The sequence below is a fragment of the Paracidovorax valerianellae genome (genome assembly GCF_900102625.1).
In the GTDB taxonomy this organism is placed as follows: Bacteria; Pseudomonadota; Gammaproteobacteria; order Burkholderiales; family Burkholderiaceae_C; genus Paracidovorax; species Paracidovorax valerianellae.
Genome location: NZ_FMZC01000001.1, coordinates 202,297 through 227,706 on the forward strand (window position 1 = coordinate 202,297; position 25,410 = coordinate 227,706).

At 60.8% G+C, this 25,410-nt stretch carries 20 protein-coding genes and 1 tRNA gene; 10 read left to right on the forward strand and 11 right to left on the reverse strand.

What is annotated here, in order from left to right:
* Positions 1 to 36: 36 nt before the first annotated feature.
* The gene (locus BLT03_RS00960; RefSeq protein ID WP_175537619.1) at positions 37 to 1,089 is read right to left on the reverse strand and encodes a sensor histidine kinase; all 1,053 of its coding nucleotides are present in this window, start codon (positions 1,087 to 1,089) and stop codon (positions 37 to 39) included.
* Between the two features lie 107 nt (positions 1,090 to 1,196).
* On the opposite strand from BLT03_RS00960, the gene BLT03_RS00965 reads away from it, so the two are divergent.
* From BLT03_RS00965 to BLT03_RS00975, 3 genes are all read left to right on the forward strand, one after another.
* The gene (locus BLT03_RS00965) at positions 1,197 to 2,108 is read left to right on the forward strand and encodes a pseudouridine synthase (protein ID WP_092739413.1); all 912 of its coding nucleotides are present in this window, start codon (positions 1,197 to 1,199) and stop codon (positions 2,106 to 2,108) included.
* A gap of 32 nt (positions 2,109 to 2,140) precedes the next feature.
* A tRNA-Gly gene (locus BLT03_RS00970) sits at positions 2,141 to 2,214 on the forward strand.
* 109 nt (positions 2,215 to 2,323) lie between these two features.
* The gene (locus tag BLT03_RS00975) at positions 2,324 to 3,637 is read left to right on the forward strand and encodes a site-specific integrase (protein WP_139160263.1); all 1,314 of its coding nucleotides are present in this window, start codon (positions 2,324 to 2,326) and stop codon (positions 3,635 to 3,637) included.
* A 680-nt stretch (positions 3,638 to 4,317) separates the two neighbouring features.
* On the opposite strand, the gene BLT03_RS23665 is transcribed toward BLT03_RS00975, so the two are convergent.
* The 3 genes from BLT03_RS23665 to BLT03_RS00985 all read right to left on the reverse strand — a co-directional run bounded on the left by BLT03_RS23665 (position 4,318) and on the right by BLT03_RS00985 (position 5,932).
* Positions 4,318 to 4,623 (reverse strand): hypothetical protein, encoded by a 306-nt coding sequence (locus BLT03_RS23665; protein WP_139160265.1) that lies wholly within the window; start codon positions 4,621 to 4,623, stop codon positions 4,318 to 4,320.
* On the reverse strand, positions 4,623 to 5,510 hold the full coding sequence (locus BLT03_RS00980; protein WP_245711184.1) for a peptidoglycan recognition protein family protein: 888 nt from the start codon (positions 5,508 to 5,510) through the stop codon (positions 4,623 to 4,625). Before BLT03_RS00980 ends, BLT03_RS23665 begins: the two co-directional genes overlap by 1 nt.
* A gap of 71 nt (positions 5,511 to 5,581) precedes the next feature.
* Positions 5,582 to 5,932, reverse strand: a complete 351-nt coding sequence (locus tag BLT03_RS00985) for a helix-turn-helix domain-containing protein (protein ID WP_092739419.1) — start codon at positions 5,930 to 5,932, stop codon at positions 5,582 to 5,584.
* A gap of 161 nt (positions 5,933 to 6,093) precedes the next feature.
* Between BLT03_RS00985 and BLT03_RS23670 the strand changes: the two genes are divergently transcribed.
* On the forward strand, positions 6,094 to 6,522 hold the full coding sequence (locus BLT03_RS23670; RefSeq protein ID WP_139160266.1) for a hypothetical protein: 429 nt from the start codon (positions 6,094 to 6,096) through the stop codon (positions 6,520 to 6,522).
* Between the two features lie 381 nt (positions 6,523 to 6,903).
* Positions 6,904 to 7,899, forward strand: coding sequence for a MobV family relaxase (mobV, locus tag BLT03_RS00990; RefSeq protein WP_092739421.1), 996 nt, complete (start codon positions 6,904 to 6,906; stop codon positions 7,897 to 7,899).
* A 119-nt stretch (positions 7,900 to 8,018) separates the two neighbouring features.
* Here mobV and BLT03_RS23675 read toward each other — a convergent pair whose 3' ends face one another.
* The gene (locus tag BLT03_RS23675; protein WP_139160268.1) at positions 8,019 to 8,531 is read right to left on the reverse strand and encodes a hypothetical protein; all 513 of its coding nucleotides are present in this window, start codon (positions 8,529 to 8,531) and stop codon (positions 8,019 to 8,021) included.
* 552 nt (positions 8,532 to 9,083) lie between these two features.
* Complete coding sequence (locus BLT03_RS00995) at positions 9,084 to 9,668, reverse strand: hypothetical protein (protein ID WP_139160270.1); 585 nt, start codon at positions 9,666 to 9,668, stop codon at positions 9,084 to 9,086.
* Positions 9,669 to 9,932: 264 nt separating this feature from the next.
* Between BLT03_RS00995 and BLT03_RS01000 the strand changes: the two genes are divergently transcribed.
* Together BLT03_RS01000 and BLT03_RS01005 are read left to right on the forward strand one after the other, a co-directional pair.
* Positions 9,933 to 12,230 carry an AsmA family protein gene (locus BLT03_RS01000; RefSeq protein WP_092740033.1) on the forward strand — a complete coding sequence of 766 codons (2,298 nt, stop codon included), beginning with the start codon at positions 9,933 to 9,935 and terminating at the stop codon, positions 12,228 to 12,230.
* 145 nt (positions 12,231 to 12,375) lie between these two features.
* On the forward strand, positions 12,376 to 13,584 hold the full coding sequence (locus BLT03_RS01005) for an FAD-dependent monooxygenase (RefSeq protein WP_092739425.1): 1,209 nt from the start codon (positions 12,376 to 12,378) through the stop codon (positions 13,582 to 13,584).
* A gap of 153 nt (positions 13,585 to 13,737) precedes the next feature.
* On the opposite strand, the gene BLT03_RS01010 is transcribed toward BLT03_RS01005, so the two are convergent.
* The 4 genes from BLT03_RS01010 to ppa form a co-directional block, all read right to left on the reverse strand.
* Positions 13,738 to 16,980 (reverse strand): error-prone DNA polymerase, encoded by a 3,243-nt coding sequence (locus BLT03_RS01010; protein ID WP_092739427.1) that lies wholly within the window; start codon positions 16,978 to 16,980, stop codon positions 13,738 to 13,740.
* A complete protein-coding gene (locus BLT03_RS01015) occupies positions 16,977 to 18,356 on the reverse strand; it encodes a DNA polymerase Y subunit UmuC family protein (RefSeq protein WP_092739429.1) in 1,380 nt (459 codons plus the stop codon). Before BLT03_RS01015 ends, BLT03_RS01010 begins: the two co-directional genes overlap by 4 nt.
* Entirely contained in the window at positions 18,322 to 19,245 is a 924-nt protein-coding gene (imuA, locus tag BLT03_RS01020; RefSeq protein ID WP_092739431.1) for a translesion DNA synthesis-associated protein ImuA, read from the reverse strand. Before imuA ends, BLT03_RS01015 begins: the two co-directional genes overlap by 35 nt.
* Before the next feature lie 206 nt (positions 19,246 to 19,451).
* Entirely contained in the window at positions 19,452 to 19,979 is a 528-nt protein-coding gene (gene ppa / locus BLT03_RS01025; RefSeq protein WP_092739433.1) for an inorganic diphosphatase, read from the reverse strand.
* A 221-nt stretch (positions 19,980 to 20,200) separates the two neighbouring features.
* Here ppa and BLT03_RS01030 point away from each other — a divergent pair, with 221 nt between their 5' ends.
* On the forward strand, positions 20,201 to 22,282 hold the full coding sequence (locus tag BLT03_RS01030; RefSeq protein ID WP_092739435.1) for a sodium-translocating pyrophosphatase: 2,082 nt from the start codon (positions 20,201 to 20,203) through the stop codon (positions 22,280 to 22,282).
* A gap of 200 nt (positions 22,283 to 22,482) precedes the next feature.
* Positions 22,483 to 23,886 (forward strand): M20/M25/M40 family metallo-hydrolase, encoded by a 1,404-nt coding sequence (locus tag BLT03_RS01035; RefSeq protein ID WP_092739437.1) that lies wholly within the window; start codon positions 22,483 to 22,485, stop codon positions 23,884 to 23,886.
* Positions 23,887 to 23,944: 58 nt separating this feature from the next.
* On the opposite strand, the gene BLT03_RS01040 is transcribed toward BLT03_RS01035, so the two are convergent.
* A complete protein-coding gene (locus tag BLT03_RS01040) occupies positions 23,945 to 24,469 on the reverse strand; it encodes an Mpo1 family 2-hydroxy fatty acid dioxygenase (RefSeq protein WP_092739439.1) in 525 nt (174 codons plus the stop codon).
* Positions 24,470 to 24,654: 185 nt separating this feature from the next.
* Between BLT03_RS01040 and BLT03_RS01045 the strand changes: the two genes are divergently transcribed.
* The gene (locus BLT03_RS01045) at positions 24,655 to 25,359 is read left to right on the forward strand and encodes a Crp/Fnr family transcriptional regulator (protein ID WP_092739441.1); all 705 of its coding nucleotides are present in this window, start codon (positions 24,655 to 24,657) and stop codon (positions 25,357 to 25,359) included.
* Positions 25,360 to 25,410 lie beyond the last annotated feature (51 nt).

Consider the following 25,410-nt stretch of genomic DNA (forward strand, 5'->3'; position numbering starts at 1 on the left):
ATGAATACGGCGGCAGAGGGCTGAAAACACCCAAAGTCAAAGGCTGGGCGCCGCCAAAGGCAGACTGACGGTGAACCGGCTCCCCAGCCCCAAACCGGGGCTCTCGGCCGTCACCTCCCCGCCGTGGGCCTGCACGATCTTCCGCACGATCGCCAGCCCCAGGCCGAGCCCGCCTTCCGCGTTGGAGGCAGCGCCGGGGGCCTGAACGAAAGGCTCGAACAATTCGCCCACCGAGCCCGGCGGAAGGCCGACGCCATTGTCTTGGATCGATACCGCCACCTGGCTTGCGCCCCGTGGCTCCACGGTCAGTGCAATCGTGCCGCCGGGGTCCGTGTACTTGGCCGCGTTGGTTAGCAAATTGGCAAACACCTGAACCAGCCGCTGCGCGTCCCCGGTCACGACCGCAGCCACTGCGCCCAGTTCTGCATCCAGGCGGTGCCCTTTCTTCGCGTAGAGCGGTGCGCTTTGCTCCAGCGCTTGCTGCAGCACCTGCCGCAACTCCACCGGCAGGCTGGCGGTGGCATTGCCCCGCATCAATCCGGACAGGTCCAGCAGGTCGTCGGCCATGCGCTTCAGTTGCGCCACCTGGCGGCCGATGATCTCGTTGGCCCAGACCACCCGTTTTTCATCGTCCGGCGCACGGTCCAGCACCCTGTGCGCGGAATAGATGGCCGATAGAGGATTGCGTATCTCATGGCTCAGAACCGCCATGGCGTTGTCTTTGGCGCGGTTGCTTGCATGCAACTGCTGAATCTTCTCGGCCAGCGCCATTCGCGAGCGCCGCAGTTGCACGCCCATCAGGCCAACGGCCACGCCGATGGCCGCGAAAATCAGGATGCGCGTGACGTTTTCAGGCTGCAGCACGTCGTGCAGGCCTGCGCCACGCTCGATGAACAGATAGGTGCCGATCAACGTCCCTAGCGCCGTGGCCAGCAGCGCTGGGCCCAGCCCACCGTACATCGCCGCAACCACGATCGGCAGGGTCAGGATCAGATAGGGGCCCTGATTTCCCAGCACCGGGTTCAGCAGGTAGCGCAGCAAGAGCGCGACCAGCACGGCGGCGATGGCTGAGAGGTAATGGCGATTCATGGGGCGCGATGATGCCAGCATCGACCTCGTTTCGGCGGCAAAACAAGCGGGATTGGCACGCGGAATGCTGCGGCGGTCTCGCACTCGCTCACTACAATCTGCGCCCCATGCACAACCGCCACGATCCCCGTGTCCTGCCCATGCGCGATGGGGTGAGCCCCAGTTGCGTGGCGCTGCCGTCCGCAGGGCACGGCAGCCTGCTGGACTTTCTGGAGGAGCGGCTCCCCGCCGTCGGCCGCGAAGCCTGGCTGCAGCGCATGGAGGCTGGCGAAGTGGTGGACGAATTCGGCGTCGCGGCCACGCCCGAGCGGCCGTTTGCACCCGGCATACGGCTGTACTACTACCGGTCGCTGGAGGAAGAGATCGCCATCCCGTTCGAGGAAACGGTGCTCTACCAGGACGACCACATCCTCGTGGCCGACAAGCCGCACTTTCTGCCCGTGGTGCCCACGGGCCGCTACCTGCAGCACACGTTGCTGGTGCGGCTCAAGCGCAGGCTGGGCCTGCCCGATCTCACGCCCGTGCACCGCATCGACCGCGACACCGCAGGGCTGGTGCTGTTCTCGGTGCGGCGCGACACGCGCGGCGCTTACCAGGCGCTGTTCCGCGACCGCCGCATCGCCAAGACCTACGAGGCCGTCGCCCCCTGGCGCGAAGACCTGGCGTTCCCGCGCGAGCACGCCAGCCGCATCGAGGAAAGCCCGCAGTTCTTTCGCATGCAGGAAGTGCCCGGCGAGCCCAATACGCTCACACGCATCGAGGTGCTGCAGGTGGCGGGCGCCTGGGCCCGCTACCGGCTTTCGCCCGTGACGGGCAAGCGCCACCAGTTGCGAGTTCACATGGCCGCGCTGGGGCTGCCCCTTCGCGGCGATGCGTTCTACCCCGAGGTGAACGACCCGCCCGAAGGCGACTTCTCGCGGCCGCTGCAGTTGCTGGCGCGATCTCTGGCGTTTGATGATCCGGTCACGGGAGAAGGCCGCAGTTTTCACAGTGCGCGGGAGTTGAACCCGCTGGAATGAGCGCTGCCGCCGTGCCTATAATTCGCACCGCTGCGGGTGTAGTTCAATGGTAGAACGGCAGCTTCCCAAGCTTCATACGAGGGTTCGATTCCCTTCACCCGCTCCATCTCTTGTAAGTCGTTGATTTATAACGATTTTATCCAAGAGATGAAGAATGCAACTCACACCTAGAACTCACACAGTTGCTAGAAATTTGGGCAGTTGGAGCCTCCAACGTGCCGATCCCCATGCCCCGTCTCATCCGGGACAAAAAGTCAGGTGTCTACTTCTTCAGGCTGGTGCTGCCACGTGCAGTAGCTGGCACACAACAGAAGTGCATGTGCTTTTCTCTCAAAACTCGGGAAAATAAGGTAGCAAGGGCAAAAGCTGCCGTACTGAACCTGCGAGTTGAAATGACCAAGCCATTTATTAATCTGGATAATATCCGGGAGCTGATTAATATTGACCTGAAAAATGGAATTTTTCAGGCTGATACCGCTGAAGAGCAAGAGCGGGGATTGAAAATCCTGGAGGCTATGGGCAAAGCCCAAGCTGCCATCTCTCCACTGCAAGCAGCACCAGCTAACAACATCAAAATGACCACTTACGATGAAGCGGTGGCTGGTTTCCTGTCTGAGCTTACCCCCACCCTCAAAAGTACTACGGTCTACAAATACAAAAAATCCTTTGAGTTTTTCCGTAATTATTTTTCAAGCGTAGATATCAACTCCTACTCAAAAGAAGATATTAAGACCTTCAAAAATAAAATGCTGGCAGAGCAGAAGGTGCCCCACACTATCAATGGCTTCTTGGGGTGCCTGCGTGGGTTGTTTGACTATGCTATCAAAAATGGATTGAGAACAGACCAAAACAATCCAGTAGAGGGCATGTATATCAAGAATAGCAAGAAGCAGTTGAAGTCCCGAGATCAGTTCTACGAAGACGACTTGCAGGCTATTTTTGAATGGACTAACTACAAGACCTACGCCAAAAAGCCAGACTATTACTGGGGGCCTCTTATCTGTCTCTACACCGGCATGCGCCCAGAAGAGATCACAACCCTTGAGGTTAAAAATATCAGGCAGGACGATGGAGTTCACTTCTTTCAAGTAAAAGATGCCAAAACGCCTGCTGGAGTTCGCCCTATCCCCATTCATTCCCAATTGATTAAAATGGGACTATTGGAGTATGTTGATAAAATTAAGAAAAAAGAAAAACTGTTTTGGTACTTGAAAAATGGTCACAATGGAACCAAGAAAAATATGTCCAGGAGTTTTTCCCTGTATCTTGAAGATGTTGAAGTGAAGCAAGATGACAATTGCTTCTATTCCTTGAGGCACACTGTTATTACTCGGCTTGTTGCACGCAACGTCAATAATTCAACTATTTACACCCTTTCGGGTCACGTGAGTGACAAATCAACTCACTACAACTACCTGCATGAACTGCCTATGAAGACACTCAAAGAGGCTGTTGAGAAGCTGGATTGGCACGAGAAGATTGGTTTTACCGGATTTGACTATCTCCAGGCATTTACTGTATTTGACTAATCCTTGACAAAAGTAAATATTTTGCTTTAATGTATATTGCAAGGGTTGATGTAATGCCGAAAGGTTGCACTGATGCTAAAAAGCCACCTAATCAGGTGGCTTTTTTGTTGCCTTGACATTTGCAAATTATCTGTTTGAATAATTAGTGTCAATATGCGGTGCACGTCAACCCTTGCAGGTTCCCGGCTTCTACATATTCAGTAAGTTCCTTTAGGACAGTTTGGCTTAGTAGACGAAGTGGAAAAAATAGCAACTACCTGATGAAAATCAGCACTTAGCCCCAAATACCCCGAAGTAAAAGATTACAGACACAAGGCAGTCTCAACAACTGGCTGAAGAGACTAAAGCGGACACTGTGCACAGTCTCACCCAAGCTTAAGCAAACGGGGCACAGCTACTGAAAATAGTAGGAATTGTAAAAAGGCGAGAGATTTTCCTTCTCCCTCAGGATTTATGGCAATAGAGATTTTTATAGCTCTATCTACATACAAGAAACATAGCCAACCCCGAAGAATTTTTTTAAATTCGGGTTAGGGTAAGCTATTTTCAGGACCCGGCAGGGTTCTGAAAATAGCAGATCAGCAATCTATTATGAAATATAGAGTAAATATCTACTGCGAAGCATAGATCTTCGAAGAAGATGAGCAAAGCGAATAAAAAAGGAAAGCGCGGCAAAAAAACTAAATTAAGTAAGACACCGTGCGCTCATAACACTTTTTAAAATCATTGATTCCCCAGCGTATTGAACAATATTCCAAAAAATCGATTTTTATTTTTTCGTCGATTTCTTCAATTGGTTTGATGTCTAGGATATCAACAATAGGATTTTTAAATATAATCTGAAACGTTGGCTTTGACTTAATAAAAGGATTCCAATGTGAACCTACCTCATGGTCTCCAACGTAATCATCTAAACCAATAAAAATCCAAGATAAAAAAAACAGTGGCAAGCCCATTAAAAGAATATAGCGGACGCGAATTTTCATTATGGCCTTTCAAATCCAAATTTATTTCTAAGCTGTTCTGCAATGATCATTCCATAAATTCCCGGGCAGGCGCGACTAGTTCCAGTAGCTACAGCAAATTCACGATGACCACCTAATTTTTTTATAGGGAAAAACTCGGCTAATGTCCTTACCAACTTTTCCGCGCTAGTCAATTGCACCTCTGGAGGCTCATCACGACTGACATCAAGCCTATCCTTTTGGACACTTAAAAATTCAGAACCGGCAGATTTCAGCCCCTCTTTTTTTGCCACATTGAGAATTCCTGGACCATATTTCCCAGCTTCGCCTCTTGCACTAAAATCAGCAAGGAAAACTAAACCAATTATTCCTGTATTAGATTTCGCCACATGAGCTCCCTTGTCTCTGATATCAAGAGCTTCATAAATAGTGCCTGAGCAATCTATTGCATAATGATAGCTCACCTGACCGAACTTGCTCATATCGATTTTTTCAACCTGCCTAAGTGAATCGATTCCAGCAGCTCCACAACTGAAAGAATTACCCGCATGGTGAATGGCGATAGCCTTGTAATCCCAGTCATTTCCCGGTAATTTAGCAGGATTGATAGCATTCCATTGCTTGCGCTCAATTACTCCTAGCCTGTTAATAATGGCTTGCCTGACATCACCCCGATCTGTGGACATACGCGCAGCCAGAGGATTTGCTACACGCACAATATTTTTATTTAAAGTGCGATGTGTGATGCTGTTTGGAAAAATTACTGAATCTGCCGGGCAAATTCCACTCATCGTTTGGAAGATATAAATTGCTTCTAGAGTTTCTTGTGAAATTAGCCCATTTTCTCTAACAGCCACATATCCTATCTTCGACTTCAGATGGTAATTCAATGCCTTCTGAACAGCCATCACCTCATGGGGCTTGTTACCTGTAGTTCTCCCGATAGGTGAAGAAATTTTTAAGCCTGACATAAATTTAACTAATGCTCCCTTTTTAAATGACTAGTTAATTTTTGCACGATCTCAACCACAAACTTCATATTATTTTTATCAAGTGCTTGGAGCAATTGAGCTATCTCATGAGCTCCTGACTGCGTGGAGCCGCTGGCTGTAGGAATGAAAGCTTCAACTGGACAGTTGAGCACATTGGCTAGTTCTACCAGCCTGGGAATGGTAGGCATCACAACACCTCTTTCCATGCGTGATACAGCCTCTGGGCCTACCTCCAGCCTCTCAGCTAGCTGATCCTGTGACATGCCTGCTGACAGCCTTCTAGCTCGAATTGACGCTCCCACATCTGTAGCAATTTTTTTGTCAAAGTCATCTTTCATAGGTGTTTGCTCCTTGTCAACCCGTTAGGTTGAGAGCAACCACTCTTGACATGAAGTACAAAAGTGGTAGAAAGCGACCAATCTGGTTGCCGTTGGCAGCAATTTAGGTTGCCTTGTCCAGATGCCTAGGACTTGCTGCAAGTTCTGACGACTAACTACTTTTGCTGAGCATCATGGAAAAATTTGAGGGTGTACTTACCACACTTGGCAGTGCCAAGGTTCTGCAACATGCACACCAATATTCAGTTATTGAGATCGGAGGTCGGATTATTCAGAACAAATTTATCGCAAATGGTTTGCAAAATTATTTGGTTGATGCACTGAAAAGTCATAAACCTGTGACGCTTTGGGTTCGTGGAAAGCTGATTGTTGGAGTTAAAATTTCAGAAGATCAGCTCTATTTGAGTAAATACAAATTGAGCGGATCGGACTGGGCAATGCTTTTTATGAGCATTCCCCTCATGATTATTTTGATCGGATTTGTACTTGCGGCATTCCAAATCGGAAAAATTTTTGCCAGTAGTTTTGCAAACTCTGACATTAAGAAAATTCCAGGCGACAGGAAAGTTTTTATTGAAGCAGTCGCATAAAACTCAGTTGAAAATAAACACCCCGTAAAAGTAACACCAATTCATCACAGAAGTAATGACAAGGAAAGTCAATATTTGAAGTGTTACTCACCACACATGAAATGAAAAAGTAACGCCGCGAAGCCAGACCACCGGAAGGTGAAAAGCAGGCTTTTTAAAGAGCGCCGCATTTAAAATAAAGTCGCCAGTAGGCGGCTTTTTTTATTTGCGGAAGGCTGTTGGATGTTTGGTATTTTGAATTTCCCCGGAGGGGCGAGCCAACACGTAGTGTTGACCTTTTAAACAACGTGCAAAAGGTGTAGTGAGTTACACCTGAAGGGTGTGGTATTTACAACTGCAAAATAACAGCTAAGATAATAAGAAAGAGAAGGCAAAACCTCCATGCACAGCATAATAAGAACAAAAAAGCATAAGTCAATAGCTGGGTTGAAATTCAGAGAAAAACACACCTATAGAATCAACCCTACTCCAAATGCAGATCCTGCAAAACAACATAAAAACAAATTGCTGTTTGGGCAGGAAAATTACTCAGCCGTAGCTGATAATTTTCTGCAAAATTATCAGGCTGCTGGAAATAAAATCAGGAAAGATGCAGTGCTGACAATTGAGTATTTACTAACTGCAAGTCCCGAATTTTTTGACGAAGGTCCAAAAAATGAGCGGGACGCAAGATTAAAAAATTGGTGCGAAGCTCAAATTGAGTTCATGAAAAAAGAGCATGGAGAGAAAAATATTCTCTGCATGTATCTGCATCTAGATGAAAAGACACCACACATAGAAGTCTATGTTGTGCCGATAGATGCCAAAGGAAAGCTCAACTGCAAGAGCTTCCTTGGTGGTCAGGCGAAGCTCAGAGATCTACAGACTAGGTATGCCAACCACAATAAAGACTTTGGTCTTCAGCGTGGTTTAAATGGCTCCAAAGCCACACACCAGCAAGTGCAGAAGTTCTATGAGCAGATCAAGCAGCCTGTAAAAGTGAACAATGAGAATTTGCAAAAGGCAGTGAAGCTAGAAGCCCCTGCCCTAAAAAATATCTTGAATCCTGATGTCTATTTGAAAGAACAGGAAGCAAAAATATATGCAAAGGTTGCCAGACTGTTTGCATCGACAGTCTATGAAAATAAAATTATTCAGCAAGCCAAGAAGATTCTGCGTGAGTGGAAGCGTGCGGAAGCTGATGCTGAAAAATTAAAATATAAGCTGGAGAGTGAGAAAGAAGCTTTGCAAAAAAAGCTCAACAGGCATACTAAAGCCATTCAGCAACTGGATCAGCTACAGATTGACAATAAAGATTTGCAGAAAAGTCTGTCAAATGCACTTATCGAAAACCAGCTTTTAAAAAATAATATCAATCCCAGTAAAGTAAAAATGTGAATTTATCGGGATTTCTTTCCCAAGTGCTCACAAGTTTTTTCCACAAGCTCAAGTACAAATTGACGATCTGCTCTGTTTAGAGATGTAGTGAAACGAAATAAAAGGAAGGTGGTTGAATTTTATTTCAAAAATTCAGCAGGCTTGGTCGCACTAATTTCAGCGATATCGGCAATATCAATCTCCCATTCAGCAAATACTTTCGAATAAAGATTGAGTATGTCTCCGCCGTTGTCTTTTTTAATTTCTCCGAGCATTTTCGTGAGGTCTGCTAAGTTTCCGACCGTGGCACTATGCTGATCGGGCTGGCTTTGCGGCCTATTGCTTTTTACGAAATCTTCGGAAGGAAATTTATATATCACTATATTGTCAACAGTGAAATAAAATTTAGTATCTTTTCCTATTATTCCGAGAGAGCTTGGAATTAATAGCTCACTTTTCTTGTCAAGGATATAGCCTGGCTTGATTGAAGTTCCTGGCGCAATCATTACGAACTTATCGTGACCTTTTTCGTGGATTTTAAATATCCCAATCACTAATCCGTAATGCGGCCCTTTTGTTTGCCCTGCCGACTCAAAACCTTGGGACAAAAGAACAACGTCTCCAATTTTTGGAGAAATCCAAGAGATCGACATCAATTTACTTCAGAAATTCAGCGCCCTTCATCATTTTTACGCCTTTTGGATATTTTTGCTTGAATTCATTTAAGGCGCTATTTCGGACGGAGACTCTATACGCTCGCTCTTGATCCTGCGATGATCTCGCCGGCGTAGATTTTTCGGCCGAAGAAAATCGGCTTTCGCTTTGCAATACGGATGCAATTCCGTTGCTCATAAATTTATTCATATTAATCCTTAGGCTTTTATATCTTTGGCCGCATTTTAATATGTTTACCACAGATTGCCCAGGTCGTCAATCGGTACTTGATGACGTTGAGTCGCTGTACTCGCTTAGTTGTGCTCGCGTTTGTGGGCTCTGTCTAAGCACGTGCGTTACCATGAGTACTCACACATCTAACCCACACATTTCTGCTCAAATATTAGGCAATTTGTGAGATAAGTTGTTGATTTCATTGAGGTTGAGGGCCAATAAAGTTTTGTTCCCTTCACCCGCTCCAATCGATACCTGACCCACAGATGCTGATGCGTCTCTGGGTCGCAGCAAAAGGGGCTTTTCAGCCCCTTTTTCTATAGCCTGCCCGTAGTGGATTTCGCTGGCAAGTCGTCTTGCGGGGGTTTTTTCGCATCGGCAGTGGAGCCGCTGGGATGCTCCTCGAGGGTCGGCAGCCGGGTCGACAGGTCCGACGCCGACGTTCGGGCCGATTTCAAGGAAGCCGCGCGCTGCAGCAGCTCCTGCAGTAGCTGCTGGATTTTTTCCGAGCCCTGCCGTGAGGGACCTTGGCGCAGTTTTTTCAGGTCATATCGCTCACGCCGCTGCGTCTTGATTTCGGCGTAAGAGCGAGTGTCCTGCGGAGGGTTGGGCAGCAATGCGAAGTTGATCTCGTCCAGCATGGCCTCTAACGGGTACTTGTCATGTTGCATCGCCTCCAGCTTGGCCAGTTCCTCGCGGGATTCGCGGCTTTCCAGGTCCATGGATTGGCTGCGCCGAGTGCTGCGGCGCGCCAGCAGCGAACTCAGGGCATCCGGAATGCGCATGGAACTGGATCGGCCCACAGCGCGTCCCTGCCGCTCGGCCGTTTCGGAGGATGAAGCTTCTCCGGCAGAGACGGTTTTTGGAGTCAGCGAGCGACTCAGCTTTTTCAAATAATCCATGCATGACCTCGTGATGCAGGCATCGTTGCACATGCCTTCAATCACTTGCGTCCAACATCCGAAGCGACGCGCCGCCGGCCGAACCACTTGGCGCCGCAGCACATCGCTCCCTGCCACCGGGTCCGTTCGGCAGCCTTGGTGCACCTCATTCCACCCCGCGCAATGGCACTGCCGCCCCTGTAGGACAACGGCGGCAAAGCGGCTTTGCGGGCGGGTGAACCCGCATGCACGGGCTAGCATGGCCCGAAGAAAATACCCATGACCATGCCCCCAGAGACACCGCCTCCTTCCGCTGCCCCGGTGCCAAATGCACCGCCTGTTCCCCCTTCGTCCACGCCTGCACGGCGGCGTTCCCGCGCTCCCATTGCGGCTGTGGCCGGCCTGGTGATCGTCCTGCTGCTCGTCATTGCGTTCGTGGCGTGGTTCGACTGGAACCGGGCCAAGCCCTGGATCAACCAGCAGGTCAGCGAGGCCACGGGCCGGCGCTTTGCCATCGAGGGCGATCTGACGGCCCACTGGCGCTGGCCGCAGCCGGCCGAGACAGGCTGGCGCCGCTGGGTGCCGGGCGTCACGGTGCAGGCAGACCGGCTGGTGATGGACAACCGTGCGGACTTCGGCCGCTTCGGTGCGCTGGATGTGCAAACGGGCGATGCCTCCACGGCGACCGTGCAGGCCCGGGCCGCAAAGGCGCCGGCATCGGGCGCATCTGCCGCATCGGCCCCTGCCGCAGTGCCCGCAACAGCGCCCAACAGCGGTGAAAACACCGTTCCGACAGCGGGCTACCCCATGGCAACGCTGGGCAGCGTGAGCGCATCGCTCCACCTTTTGCCGCTGCTGTCGCGCCATGTGTCCATCGACACGCTGCAGCTGACCGTGCCCGACGTAGCGCTGGCGCGCAAGGCCGACGGCAGCAACAACTGGACCTTCGACCGTCCCGCCAAGGACGGCGAACCTGCCAAGCCCAACCCCTGGAGCGTGAGCGTGGGCCGGATCGTGGTGCGCGATGGCCAACTGGCCTATGCGGACGCCGTGAAAGACCTGGCCTTTACCGCCCAGCTCGCGACCATCGACACGCCCGCCGGGCAAAAGGCAAGCCCTTATGGCGTGAAGTTCGATGTGCGCGGGCGCTACGCCAAGGCGCGCATCCAGGGCCGCGGCGAAGCCGGGCATGTGATGGACCTGCGTGAAAGGGTGGTGGACTACCCGCTGCGGTTCAAGGCCCAGGCCGGCACGGTGGAGGCCGAGGTGGAAGGCATTCTGTCCAACCCGGCCGCGCTGTCGGGCATGGACCTGAAGGTGATGCTCAAGGCCGACAGCATGGCCGACCTGTACGACCTGACCGGCCTCGTGCTCCCCAACACGCCGCCGTTTCGCACGCGCGGCCGTCTGGTTGGCAGCCTGGAGCCCGAAAACGCCGTATGGGAATACCGCGACTTCGACGGCACCGTGGGCGAGAGCGATCTGCACGGCAACCTGACCTATAGCTCCGCCAAGCCACGGCCACGCCTCAAGGGCACGATGACGTCCAAGAAGCTGCGCCTGGCCGATCTCGGCCCGGTGCTGGGCGCCCCCACGGGCGAAGGCAAGGCCGAGAAAGGCACGTCGAAACGCCCAGGCAAGGTGCTGCCGGACGTGGCCTTCGCCACCGACCGCTGGAATGCGATGGACCTGGACCTGACTTTCAGCGGCCAGCAGATCATTCGCGACGAAAGCCTGCCGATCGAAAACCTGCGCGTGCACGCCGTGCTGGACAACGCCATGCTGACCCTTTCGCCCCTTCAGTTCGGCGTGGCGCAGGGCAAGATCGATTCCACCGTGGTGCTGGACAGCCGCGCCAAGCCGCTGAAGGCCCAACTGCGCGGCAATGTCGAAGGGCTGCGGCTTTCGGGCCTGTTCCCCAAGGTCGAACTGATGGAAAAGAGCTTCGGCCGGCTCGACGGCGCTGTGGCGCTGAACGGCAGCGGCCAATCGGTGGCGAGCATGCTGGGCGGTGCCAGTGGCGAAGCGCGGCTGTACATCCGCGATGGCCGATTCAGCAAGCAGATGCTGGACCTGGCAGCGCTCAACGTGGGCAGCGTGGTGGTCTCCAAGCTTTTCGGCGACGACAAGGAAGTGCAACTGCGTTGCGCCGTGGCCGACTTCTCGGTGAAGGACGGCATTGCGCAGACGCGCTCGGTGAAGCTGAGCACCAACGAGGCCACGGTGGAAGCCACCGGCACGGCCGACCTGGGCCGCGAACACCTGGATCTGCGCATCAAGCCCGAGTCGCTGCAATGGAAGTTCTTCTCGCTGCGCACGCCGCTGTATGTGCGCGGGCCCTTCGCCGAGCCCAAGGTCGGCCTGGAAGCAGGCCCGCTGCTGCTGCGCGCAGGCGCTGCCGTGGCGGCCGCCGTGGTCGCGCCGGTGGCTCTGGCCCTGGCACCCATCACGGTGCCAGCCGCGGACGACGACGAGAACTGCGCCGTGCTGCTCGCCCGTGCAGGCGACAAGGTGCAGGGTGGCGCCGCCGGCGCCGCACCGAAGCCCCCGGCCTCGTCGCCGGCCCCGGCACCAGCGCGTTGATCCGTAACCCGGTGGTTTGCTATTGATTCAATAGCTGCCACCGCTTTCTGGATAAGCGCTGGGGCCACTTTTTACCTGAACCGCCTTCGCCCAGAGGCCGCTGCAGAGCGCCCGCGAATCTTCCGCTTTCAAATTCAAGGAAACCATGCCACGCCACATCTTGGTCACGGGCGCGAGCGTCGCCGGAAACACTGCTGCCTGGGCACTGTCTCAGGCCGGCTGCAAAGTCACCGTGGTCGAGCGTGCGCCGGAGTTCCGGGATGGCGGGCAGAACATCGACGTGCGCGGTGTCGGCCGCGAGGTGCTGCGCCGCATGGGACTGGAACGGGCGGCGCTGGACCAGGGCACGGGCGAGGAAGGCACGGCCTGGATCGACGAGGCCGGCCGGGCGGTCGCCGAGTTCAAGACCGATGAGCTCGCCAGCGACGGGCCCACCGCCGAGATGGAAATCCTGCGCGGAGACCTCGCGCGGCTGCTGTACGACGCGGTGCGCGGACGGGTCGAGTACCGGTTCGGGGACCACGTGGTGGGCATCGAAGACGACGATATGCCGGCCGGCGGGGCAGTGACCGTGCGCTTTGCCAGCGGGGCGCACGAGCGCTTCGATGCGGTGATCGTCGCCGAGGGCGTGGGTTCGACCACGCGCGAGCTGGTGTTTGCCGGCAAGAACGAGCCGCGCTGGATGGACCTGACGCTCGCCTACTTCACCATTCCCCGCGCGCCGGACGACGACCGGATGTGGCGCTGGTATCACACGACGGGCGGGCGCAGCGTTTCCCTGCGGCCCGACCGGCACGGCACCACACGCGCCATGCTGACGATCCAGCGGCCCACGAAAGGCGAACAGGACTGGGACACGGACACGCAAAAGCGCTTTCTGCGCGAACAGTTTGCCGATGCCGGATGGCAGGCACCGCGCGTGCTGGCCGGCATGGAGGCGACCGAAGACTTCTATTTCGACGCGCTGCGGCAGGTGCACCTGCCGCGCTGGCACCAAGGGCGCGTGGTGCTGACGGGCGACGCCGCCTGGTGCGCCACCCCGCTGGCAGACATCGGCACGACGCTCGCGCTCACCGGCGCCTACGTGCTCGCTGGCGAGATCGCACGGACTGGAGACAGCGGCAGGCTCGACGAGGCTTTCGCCGCCTATGAAAAGGCCATGCGACCGATGGTCGAGCAAGGCCAGAACGTGCCCAAGATCGGCCCGCGACTGATGAATCCCCACAGCCGCCTGGGCATTCACCTGCTGCATGGCGCCCTGCACCTGGCCAGCCTGCCGGGCGTGCGCGATGCGTTCGCGAAGCTGGTGAACCGCGAGCTCGATGAGCCGGACCTGTCGGGCTACGCTTTGTAAATGGATTGCCGCCGCGGTGGTGCACGGAGATAGGTAGCGCGTGTCGCTGCTGGCACATCGCACTGCCTCAGCATTGGCAGCACTGGCAGCAGCAAGACCGGACCAGGCACCGTGGCACAGCGCGCCGTTCCGCCCGATTTTCTCTTTCGCAACTCAATGGAAATCGCGGCTGCCGTCCAGCGCCTGGGCCAGGCGGCCGAGCAGCGGGGTCATGTCCTTGCAGCGCTCCGCGACCAGATGCCGCACCGCGCCGCCCTGCCCTGGCGGCGTTCCCGGGGGGTTCGGGCTGGACTGCCACAGGCCCTCCACTGCCAGCAGGCGCGATCGGAGCAGTGCGTTGCGCCAGGTTTCCACGAGCGACGGCCAGACGATGACGTTGACGGGGCCCGTCTCGTCTTCCAGCGTGATGAACATGGTGCCCTTAGCCGACCCTGGCCGCTGCCGGACGGTGACGATGCCGCAGGCTCGCACGCGGCGCCCGTTGGGCATGTCGCGCAGCGCCAGGGCGGAGAGCAGGCGCCAGCGGTCGAGCCGGCCGCGCAGCAGGGCGAGCGGATGCCGGCGCAGCGTGAGGCCCGTGGCGGCGTAGTCGAACAGAATCTCTTCGCCTTCGGGCGCTTCGGCCAGGGCCAGCGGGGCCTCGTTCACCGCGGCGTCCTGCAGCAGGGCCGGCGCACGCCACTGCGCCGCAGCGTCCCAGGCCTGCTGGCGACGGTGGCCGGATAAAGAGCGCAGCGCATCGGCCGCCGCCAGGGCCTGCAGCGCGGGCCGGTCCAGCCGGGCGCGCAGGGCGAGGTCTTCGGTGTTGGCGAACGCCTGAATCGCGCGAGCCTTGACCAGCCGTTCGGCCGCCGCCTCACCCAGCCCTGCCACCAGCCGCAACCCCAGGCGGACGGCGGGCTGCGGGTCGGCCACACCGCGCACGGGCTGCGGCTCGCCCTCCAGGGTGGACTCCCAGTCGCTGTGGACCACATCGATGGGCAGCACGCGCACGCCGTGGCGCACGGCGTCCTGCACCAGTTGCGAGGGCGTGTAGAACCCCATGGGCTGCGAGTTGAGCAGCGCGGCCAGAAAGCAGGCGGGTTCGTAGCACTTGAACCAGCTGCTCGCGTAGGCCAGCAAGGCGAAGCTGTAGGCATGGCTTTCGGGAAAGCCGTATTCGCCGAAGCCCTTGATCTGCTGGAAGATGCGCCTGGCGAAATCTTCGCTGTAGTGGTTGGCGGCCATTCCCTCCATGAACGGCTCTTCGAAACGGTGGACGCCGCCGGTCCGCTTCCATGCGGCCATGGAGCGGCGCAACTCATCGGCCATGCCGGGTGTGAAGCGGGCAGCGATCATGGCGATCTGCATGACCTGCTCCTGGAAGATGGGAACACCCAGCGTGCGTTCCAGGGCGTCCGTCAAATCTTCGTGCTCCAGCACCAGCGGCTCACCCCGCAACCGCCGCTCCCGCGCCTGCAGGTAGGGATGCACCATGCCGCCCTGGATCGGCCCGGGCCGCACGATGGCGACTTCGACCACCAGGTCGTACAGCTCGCGCGGGCGCAGGCGCGGCAGCATGCTCATCTGCGCGCGGCTTTCGATCTGGAACACGCCCACGGTGTCGGCCGCGCAGATCATGTCGTAGGTGGCGGGATCGTCCTGCGGGATGCTGGCCAGCTCCCAGCGTTCGTCGCGCAGCACGGCGCGCAGGTCGAAGGCGCGGCGCAGCGCACTCAGCATTCCCAGCGCCAGCACGTCCACCTTCATGAGGTGCATGTCGTCCAAGTCGTCCTTGTCCCACTGGATGATGGAGCGGCCTGCCATGCTGGCGGGCTCCACGGGCACGAGCCGCGTGAGCTTTCCTTCGGTGAGCACGAAGCCGCCGACGTGCTGGCTCAGGTGGCGCGGAAAGCCCTTCAGATCGCGCGCCAGCTTGAGCCACAGCTCGGCGATGTGCGGCGCCAGCGGCGCGCCCACGGAATCCGCCAGTTCCTGCAGGCGGTCGGTGGCGATGGCCTCGTCGAACCAGTGGTGGTCCTTGGCGAAGGCGTCGATCAGGGCGGGCGCCACGCCCAGCGCCTTGCCCACGTCGCGCAGCGCACTGCGCGTGCGGTAGCTGATGACCACCGCCGTGATCGCCGCCCGCTCGCGGCCGTATTTGGAGTAGATGTACTGGATGACGTCTTCGCGCCGGTCGTGCTCGAAGTCCACGTCGATGTCGGGCGGCTCGTCGCGCTCCTTGCTGATGAAGCGCTCGAACAGCAGCCGCGTCTTGGTCGGATCGACCGCCGTGATCCCCAGGCAGAAGCACACCGCCGAATTGGCGGCGGAGCCCCGGCCCTGGCACAGGATGCCTTCGCTGCGGGCATATCGCACGATGTCGTGCACGGTGAGAAAGTACATCTCGTACCGGCAGTGCGCGATGAGGTCGAGCTCCTTGGCGATCTGCGTGCGCACGGCCTCGGGCACGCCCATCGGGTAGCGGCCCTGGGCGCCCTGCTCGGTGTACCAGGCCAGGGCTTCACCCGGGGTCATTCCGGCCGGCACGGTTTCCTTGGGGTAGCGGTAGCGGATCTCGTCCAGGCTGAACGTGCAGCGCGACGCCACGGCGAGCGTGGCCGCCAGCAGCGCGGGCGGGTAGATGGCGGCCAGGCGCATTCGGGCGCGCAGGTGGCGCTCGGCATTGGGCTGCAGCGCGAAGCCGCAGTCCGCCACGGGCCGCCCCAGGCGCACGGCGGTGACCACGTCCTGCAGGCGCTTGCGGCCGCGCACGTGCATGTGCACATCGCCCGCAGCGACGAGCGGCAGGCCCAGCGCATCGCCCACTTGCTCCAGCGCGGTCAGCCACAGGCTGTCGTCGGGGGCCAGTGGCTGCTCCACCGCCAGCCAGGGGGCGATGTCCATAGCATTCAATTGCCCCTGCGCCTTAGAAAAACATGCTCTGATAGCTATCAAATCAGTAGCATCTAGTTGATCGCGTCGTGGCGCCAGCAGGACCTCGCAGCCGCGCAGCAGCGCGAAGTCGGTACCCGCGTGCAGGCGGTATTCGCCCTTGGGCGCCGCCTGCCGCGCGGCAGTGATGAACTCGCACAGGTTGCCCCAGCCTTCGGCATTGCGCGCCAGCGCCACCAGGCGCAGGTCGCCCCAGGCGAACTCGCTGCCCACGATGAGGGTCAGGCCGCATTTCTTGGCCGCCGTGTGCGCCCGCACCACGCCGGCCACCGAGCATTCGTCGGTGATCGCCAGCGCCGTGTAGCCCAGTTCGGCCGCGCGAAGCACCAGTTCGACAGGGTGCGAAGCCCCGCGCTGAAAGCTGAAGTTGGTCAGGCAATGCAGCTCGGCATAGTCCGGCAGCGCGTGGGCGGCGTTTTTTGCGACACGGCCAGTGGGCGCTGGGGGCTGGGCGCTGCTCATCCGAACACCCCATGCAAGAACCAGTCGTGCCGGCCGGCCTCGCGCGGGCCGGCCCATTGCCGAAAGATCCAGACCGTGCCCACGGTGTCGTTGTGGGCCACGAAGTAATCGCGCCGCGCCAAGTGCTGCGATGCATCCCACCAGCCGCCGTCGAAACGGTGGGGGCCGGCCAGCAGCGTCAAAGGGCCGTGCCAGACCGGGCGGCTGCCCTGCAAAGCCAGCCGCTGGGGCGGGCGCATCAGCCAGCCGGGCCACAGCGCGGCGTCCGCCGCCACGGCGCCAACTCCGTTGGCAGCAGCCGTCCGGGCATTGCCGAGGTCGCCGCCCGCAGCCGGCTCCCAGCGCAGCATGCATTCCGGCCGGTGATCGGCCTGCAGCACGGCCACCTGCACCTGCTGCGCTCCCAGCCGGGCCGAGACCCGCTCCACCCACTGGTGCCAGGGTTCGCCCTGGGCCTGGCGCGCATCGTCGGGGCTGGGCGGCAGCAGGCTGGCGCTGGCCTGGGCATGGGGCACGGTCTCGGTGCTGCACAGGGTGATGTGGTTCACCGGCGCGGCCAGGCACTGGCGGCCCAGGTGCTCGGCCAGCAGGCGGCGCAGATGGGCCAGGTCCTGCGTGGGTTCGGCTGTGCGCACGGCCAGGCTTTGCTGAGGCGGCAAATCGACACCGTCGATGCGGCGCAGGTCGTGGCGCCAGGACAGCTCCAGCGACAGCACGCCCTGCTGTCGCGCCTGCAGCCAGCCGTGCAGCACACCGAGCAGCCGGTTGGTGGACCACAGCAAGGTGTTGGCCGACGTAGCGAGCGCGGGCAGTTCGGCCGACAGCGAAAAACTCTCGGGCAGTTCGATCCAGGGCAAGGGATGGGGCACGTCGCCCCAGGCCTGGTCCAGCGCCTGCAGCACGCCGGCACCGAACCGGCGCGCCACGCCGGCGCGCGGCAGGGCGCGCAGCGCGCCCAGTGTGCGGCAGCCCATGCGCTCCAGGCTGGCGGCATGCGGGCGCAAGGCGGTCAGGGTGCGCAGCGGCAGATCGTGCGGCACCCGCCGCGGTGGGCGAACGCGAGCCTGGGCCAACCGAAGCAAGGCCAGCGCTTCGAAGGCCGTGGCGCCCTGGGCGAGTGCCTGCGGCCCGGCGGGCGGCGGCGAAGGATCGTTCGGTTCGGCGTCTTCACCGAACACCGGCCGATGCTGCTGGATCAGCGCCAGCAGCCGGGCGCGGCCACCCCAAAGGCGCTCGGTGCTGGAGACCTCCAGCAGCAAGGCTTCGTCGAGCAATGCCGCCCGGGGCGTGAAGCGCAGCGCCCACCAGCCCGCCGAAGCGGCCGGGGCGCCGGGCGGCAGTTCATCCAGCGACGATGGCACGGCGATCCAATGCATGGACCGGCTCCTGAAAGGCCATCACGGACTGAGGCATGCCCTGCGCCGCTGGCGAGGAGGCATCGGACGGAAAACGGCGCGCCTTCAAGGCCCGCACGGCGGCGAGCACGGCGAACAGCGCGGGCGCATGCGCGCAGACGGGCACCGGGTGCATCAACGGCGGGCCGCGCCGCTTGAGCACGTGCACCTGCAGCGTACCGAGCGCCCTGCCCTCGTTCGGCATCGAGGATTCCGCCTGCAGATCCTGGGCGAGCCGAAGCCCCCGGGATTGCCGTGCGCCCTGCCCGGTTGGAAGGCCCTGCACCACCCAAAGCCGCAGCGGCGCAGGCGAAGCTTGCTGGCGATGGTCTTGCGGGCGAAACACCCACAGCAGAGCGGCCTGCTGGGCCGCGGCCAGTTGCAGGCGGCGCAGGGCCTCGGGCGGCGCCAGGGGCAGCCAGGCCAGCACGGCCAGCACATCGCGGCAGCGCAGGGCCTGTTCGCTGGCCCATGCGGCCGATTTGTCGTGTGGCGAGGGCAAGGGGCGCACGCGGCACAGCCGGTCCGCCGGCAGGCCCGCCGCCTGCAGCGCGGGTGCGAACGGCTCGCACGGCGGCGCCACCAGCACCACGCGCCCGCCCCGCTGTGCCGCAGCCTTTGCCAGTGCCGGCAACACCAGCGGCCATTCGGCGCCGCCCTGGGGAGGCTGGAGCACTTCGGTCAACGACCCCAGCGGCCAGCCGCCGCCGGGCAGCGCGGCATCCAGCAGCGCATGGCCCGAGGGCTGCACGCGGCCGCTCTGGGCCGTCAGTGCATCGCCCTGCCAGACCCCGGGCAGATCCAGTCGGGCAGCCCCCTCCCGCCGGGCAGTGGCGCCGGACGAAAGCGTTGAAAGGGCAAGGTGCGACATGGCGGGCTCGAGTGCTGGAATCGAATGCTGAAATTTGAATGACTGTTTAAATATACAGTATTCAAAACCACCCGGGCCATGCCCATCCATGGATACCGCTCCATGAAAAAAGCCTGCGGGCACGAAGGCCGGCAGGCTTTTGGAGAGGCGTCGCCTCTCAAGGGTGATCAGCGCTTCTCAGCGACTGTCAGTTCACCGCTTGCGAATCACTTCTTGTAGTTGGCCAGGCCTTCGATGATTTCCTGGTGGGCGGCATCGATGCCTTCCCAGCCCAGCACCTTGACCCACTTGCCTTCTTCCAGGTCCTTGTAGTGTTCGAAGAAGTGGCTGATGGCCTTCAGGCGCATCGGGTTCACGTCGTCCACGGTCTTCCAGTTTTCGTACATCTTGAGGACCTTGGTGGTGGGCACGGCCAGCACCTTGCCGTCGACGCCGGCTTCGTCTTCCATCTTCAGGATGCCGAGCGCACGGCAGGGCACGACCACGCCGGGCAGCAGGGGGTAAGGGGTGATCACGAGCACGTCCACCGGGTCGCCGTCGCCGCTCAGCGTTTGCGGCACGTAGCCGTAGTTGGAGGGGTAGTACATGGCCGTGGTCATGAAACGGTCCACGAAGATGGCGCCCGATTCCTTGTCCACCTCGTACTTGATGGGGTCGGAGTCCATGGGGATCTCGATGACCACATTGAAGGTTTCAGGGGTGTTCTTGCCGGGTGTGACGTTGTTGAGGGACATGGATCTTTGAAGGTTGAGGAGGTGATGGGAGTGGCGCGATTTTAGGCGCACGTCCGGCGGTGCTTGCCCGCCCGGGCCCTTGGCAGTAAATTGCCTCCGTTGGCCAATCGTCTCCTGCCTGCGCGCACGCAGGCCCCGGGGCACGAGGAAGCAACGCAGCGGAAGCACCACCGATGCGTTGTGTTTCCTTTCCGTGCAATCGACACCCAAGGAGAAAGAGCATGGCGAACCCGGCAGCGTTGAACCCTCCCCTGATCCTGGCCCTGGTTTGTGGATTGATCGCGGTGGCCTACGGCCTGTGGGCCCGCCACTGGATCCTGTCCAAGGACCCGGGCAACCCCCGAATGCAAGAGATCGCCGGCGCCATCCAGGCCGGCGCGGCCGCCTACCTGGCGCGGCAGTACCGCACCATCGCCATCGTCGGCGTGGTGCTGGCCGTGCTGATCGGCCTGTTCCTCGATGCCATGACGGCCGGCGGCTTCGTGGCGGGCGCGGTGCTGTCCGGCGCCTGCGGCTTCATCGGCATGAACGTGTCGGTGCGCGCCAACGTGCGCACCGCCCAGGCCGCCACGCAGGGCATGGGCCCGGCGCTCGACGTGGCGTTTCGCGGCGGGGCGATCACCGGCATGCTGGTGGTGGGCCTGGGGCTGCTGGGGGTGACCGGCTTTTGCTGGCTGCTGGTGGGGCGCGGGCAGTTCACGTCCACGGCCGACCTGGCGGCGCTGCTCAACCCGCTGATCGGCTTTGCCTTCGGCTCGTCACTCATCTCGATCTTCGCGCGGCTGGGCGGCGGCATCTTCACCAAAGGCGCTGACGTGGGGGCCGACCTTGTTGGCAAAGTGGAAGCCGGCATTCCCGAGGACGACCCGCGCAACCCTGCCGTCATCGCCGACAACGTGGGCGACAACGTGGGGGACTGCGCCGGCATGGCGGCCGACCTGTTCGAGACCTATGCCGTCACGCTGATCGCCACCATGGTGCTGGGCGCGCTCATGGTCACCGCCGCGCCGGTGGCCGCGGTGACCTACCCGCTGGCGCTGGGGGCGGTGTCCATCATCGCGTCCATCGTGGGCTGCTTTTTCGTGAAGGCCTCGCCCGGCATGAAGAACGTGATGCCCGCGCTGTACAAGGGCCTGGCGATTGCGGGCGTGATCTCGCTCATCGCGTTCTGGTTCGTGACGGCCTGGCTGGTGCCGGACAACGCCATCGCCGCCAGCGGCAGCCAGATGCGGCTCTTCGGCGCCTGCGCGACGGGCCTGGTGCTCACGGCCGCGCTGGTGTGGATCACCGAGTTCTATACGGGCACGCAGTATTCGCCCGTGCGGCACATCGCCCAGGCCTCCACCACGGGGCACGGCACCAACATCATCGCGGGGCTGGGCGTGTCGATGCGCTCGACCGCGTGGCCGGTGCTGTGCGTGTGCGTGGCCATCCTGGTGTCTTACGCGCTCGGCGGGCTGTACGGCGTGGCGGTGGCGGCCACGGCCATGCTCAGCATGGCGGGCATCGTCGTGGCGCTGGATGCCTACGGCCCCATCACCGACAACGCCGGCGGCATCGCCGAGATGGCCGAAATGCCCGCCAGCGTGCGCGAGATCACCGACCCGCTCGATGCCGTGGGCAACACCACCAAGGCCGTCACCAAGGGCTATGCCATCGGCTCGGCGGGCCTGGCCGCGCTGGTGCTGTTCGCCGACTACACGCACAAGCTCTCGGCCTATGGGCAGGCCATCCGCTTCGACCTGTCCGACCCGATGGTGATCGTGGGGCTGTTCATCGGCGGGCTCATCCCCTACCTGTTCGGCGCCATGGCGATGGAGGCCGTGGGCCGCGCCGCCGGGGCGGTGGTGGTCGAGGTGCGCCGCCAGTTCAACACCATCCCCGGCATCATGGAAGGCACCGCCAAGCCCGAATACGGCAAGGCGGTGGACATGCTCACCACCGCCGCCATCAAGGAGATGGTGATCCCCAGCCTGCTGCCGGTGGTGGTTCCGATCGCCGTGGGCCTGCTGCTCGGGCCGCGGGCGCTCGGCGGGCTGCTGATGGGCACCATCGTGACCGGCCTGTTCGTGGCGATCAGCATGTGTACCGGCGGCGGCGCCTGGGACAACGCCAAGAAATACATCGAAGACGGCCACCACGGCGGCAAGGGCAGCGAGGCGCACAAGGCCGCCGTCACCGGCGACACCGTGGGCGACCCCTACAAGGACACGGCCGGGCCGGCGGTGAACCCGCTCATCAAGATCATCAACATCGTGGCGCTGCTGATCGTGCCGCTGGTGGTGCGGTTTCACGCGGGGTGATGAACATGGCGATGGCCTCAGCCTGGCGCTTCATGGTTTCATGCCAATGCGGCACAAGGCGCATGGCCGAGCCCCGGCAAAGGGGCTTGGCATCCGTCTTGCATGTTTGCCGCAGTGCGCGTTCGACAGGCCCGACTTTTCCGGTTCTGCCGCCCTTCTGATCCATTCTTTTTTCCACTCCTTCAACATCTTTGAATCGCATGACCCTTACCGCCGATCACCGCTCCAGCACCCTGCGCCTTGCAGTTTCTGCACGTCCTTCACGGACAGCACGCACCGCACGCACCACGGCATCCGCCCTCGCCTTCACCGTGATCGCACTGGCATGCCTGCCCGCAGCCCGTGCGCAGGGGCCCGCGGCTCCCAACCCTGCCGTGCAGCAGGCACTGCAGGCCGTGGGCTCTTCGCCTTCCGTGCGGCAGGTGCTGGAAGACCTGCGAACCGACCACCAGCGCACCGTCGATGAGTTGCGCACGCTGGTGCAGATTCCTGCTCCGCCGTTCAAGGAACAAGCACGCGCCCGCTACTTCGTGGACCGGCTGAAAGCGCTGGGCATCGCAGACGCCTACCTGGATGCCGAGGGCAACGCGATCGGCATTCGCAAGGGCACCGGCCGGGGACCGAAGCTCGTCGTCTCGGCGCATTTGGACACGGTGTTTCCCGAAGGCACCGACCTCACGGTGACCGAACGCGAAGGCAAGCTCTACGCCCCCGGCATTGCGGACGACACGCGTGGCGCGACCGTGCTGCTGTCCTGGCTCAAGGCCCTGAACGAGCGCCAACTGAAAACCGTGGGCGACATTGTTTTCGTCGGCAACGTGGGCGAGGAAGAGCTGGGCAACCTGCGCGGCATGAAGGCCCTGTTCAAAGACCACCGCGACATCGACGGCATGGTGGGCCTGGAACCCGGCGAGGGCGATACCGTCCTCAACCAGGGCACGGGCAGCCACCGATACGAGGTGGCCTTCAAAGGGCCGGGCGGCCATAGCTTCGGCGCCTTCGGCCAAGTGCCCAGCGCCATCCATGCCATGGGCCGCGCCATCGCGCACATCGGCGACGTGCAGGTGCCCGCCGAGCCGAAAACGACCTTCACCGTGGGCAAAGTGGGCGGCGGCACGTCGGTGAATACCATCGCAGGCGATGCCAACATGGCGGTGGACATTCGCTCCAACGCGCTGCCCACGCTGCTGCAGGCCGAGCGAGACATCATGGCCGCCATCGACCGTGGGGTGACCGAGGAAAACCGCCGCTGGAACGCGCCGGCCAAAATTGTGGCCACCTCCAAGCTCATCGGCGACCGGCCGGCGGGCAGCACAGCCGCTGCAGAACCGATCGTGCAGGCTGCGGTGGCTGCCATCGCCGCAACGGGCGGCAAGCCCGCACTGCGTGCGGCGAGCACCGATGCCAATGTGCCGATGGGCCTGGGCATTCCGGCTGTGATTCTGGGCAGCGGCGGCAAGAACGGCGGCTTTCATTCGCTGGGCGAATGGTTCGATCCCACCGATGCCTGGAAAGGCGCCCAGATCAGCCTGACCACCGTGCTCACGCTGGTCGGCGTGCAGGGCGTGAGCGAACCAGTGCTCACCAAGCGCGCGCCCCGCTGACGCCTTGGCGCCGGTCTGCACCGGCGCCTTGACTCAAACGAATCAGCGGATCAGCGGATCAGGCTGTGGCACCCTGCCCGCGCAGCCGCACCGGCCCCGAGCGCGCTTCGATGGCCGCCAGCACCTCGCGTCGCAGGCCCATCAAAAAACCCAGTTCGGCCGCCACGAAAAGCGGGCCGACGATCAGTCCCACCAGATCGTCGGCGAACGCCGGCTTGCGGCCTTCGTAGTAATGGCCCACAAACTGGATCACCCAGCCCACGATGAAGAGCCCGAGCCCCGCGCCCAGCCACAGCGCAGTGGACTGCGCCGCCAGCCACTGGCCCACGGCGAGCATGGCGGCAAGCACCAGTGCCATGGCGACGCCGTATCGCCCGTCGAGTCGGAAGTAGAAGATGCAAGCGGCCAGCGCCGCCAGCAGCGCCAGCGAAACCGGCACGCCGCCCAGCAGCCATGCGGGGCGCGACAGCAGCACCGTCACCGCCAGCATGATCATGGGCACGCCGATGAAATGGGTCTGGATGTTGCGCGGGTCGCGGTGGTAGTCGGCATAGCCCGACAGGTGGTCGATCAGGGTTTTCATAGGGTGTCTCCGGGGTCTGTGCGTCAACGCTGCGCGGAATAATCGCCCCAGCGCCGCACGGGCGTCTGTCGGCCAGCCGACACAACGGCCACCACGGCTTGCACCATGGATCGAGCGCCCGGTGCCGGCCGGCGCCCGTGTGCCAACCGCCCGACCTAGGCCACCTTTGCCCCCTCACCTTCCGCATGAACTCGCCTGCCGATCACCTGCCCACACTGCGCTCCGGCCGCTGGTTCGCCGCGCTGCCGCCCGGCCTGGCGCAAGCGCTGATGGACATGGCCGAGACCCGGTCGCTGGCTGCGGGCGAGGCGCTGTTTCTGCGCGGCAACGCGCCCTGCGGGCTGTATGCGGTGGTGCGCGGCGCCATCGACATCTCGGGCGTGGGCGGCCAGAGCGACAAGGCGCGTGCCTCGCTGCTCACGCGGCTGGAGGCACCGGCCTGGTTCGGCGAGATCGCGTTGTTCGACGGCTCGGTGCGCACGCACGACGCGCACGCGGCCACCCACGCCACGCTGGTGCACGTGCCGCAGGAGCCACTGCTGGCCCACCTGGCGCGGCACCCGCCGCACTGGCATGCGCTCGCCCTGCTGCTGACCGACAAGCTGCGCACCGCCCTCATCGCCCTGGAAGAGATGGCCCTGCTGCCCGCGCCGCAACGGGTGGCGCGCCGGCTGGCGCTGATGGCCGAAGGCTACGGCCAGTGGACCGATGCAAGCCGCTCGCGGCGCGTGATCGCGCTGTCGCAGGAAGAGCTGTCGCTGATGCTGGCCCTCTCGCGCCAGACCATCAACCAGATACTGAAAGAACTGCAGGCGCGCGGCCTGCTGCAGGTGCACCGCGGCGAGATCGAGGTGTGCGACCTGCCCGCGCTGCGCGCAGCGGGTGGCTGAACCTCTGAGCGGCTGAGCCAGCGAACGCCGCTGCACTGCACGAGTGCTTTT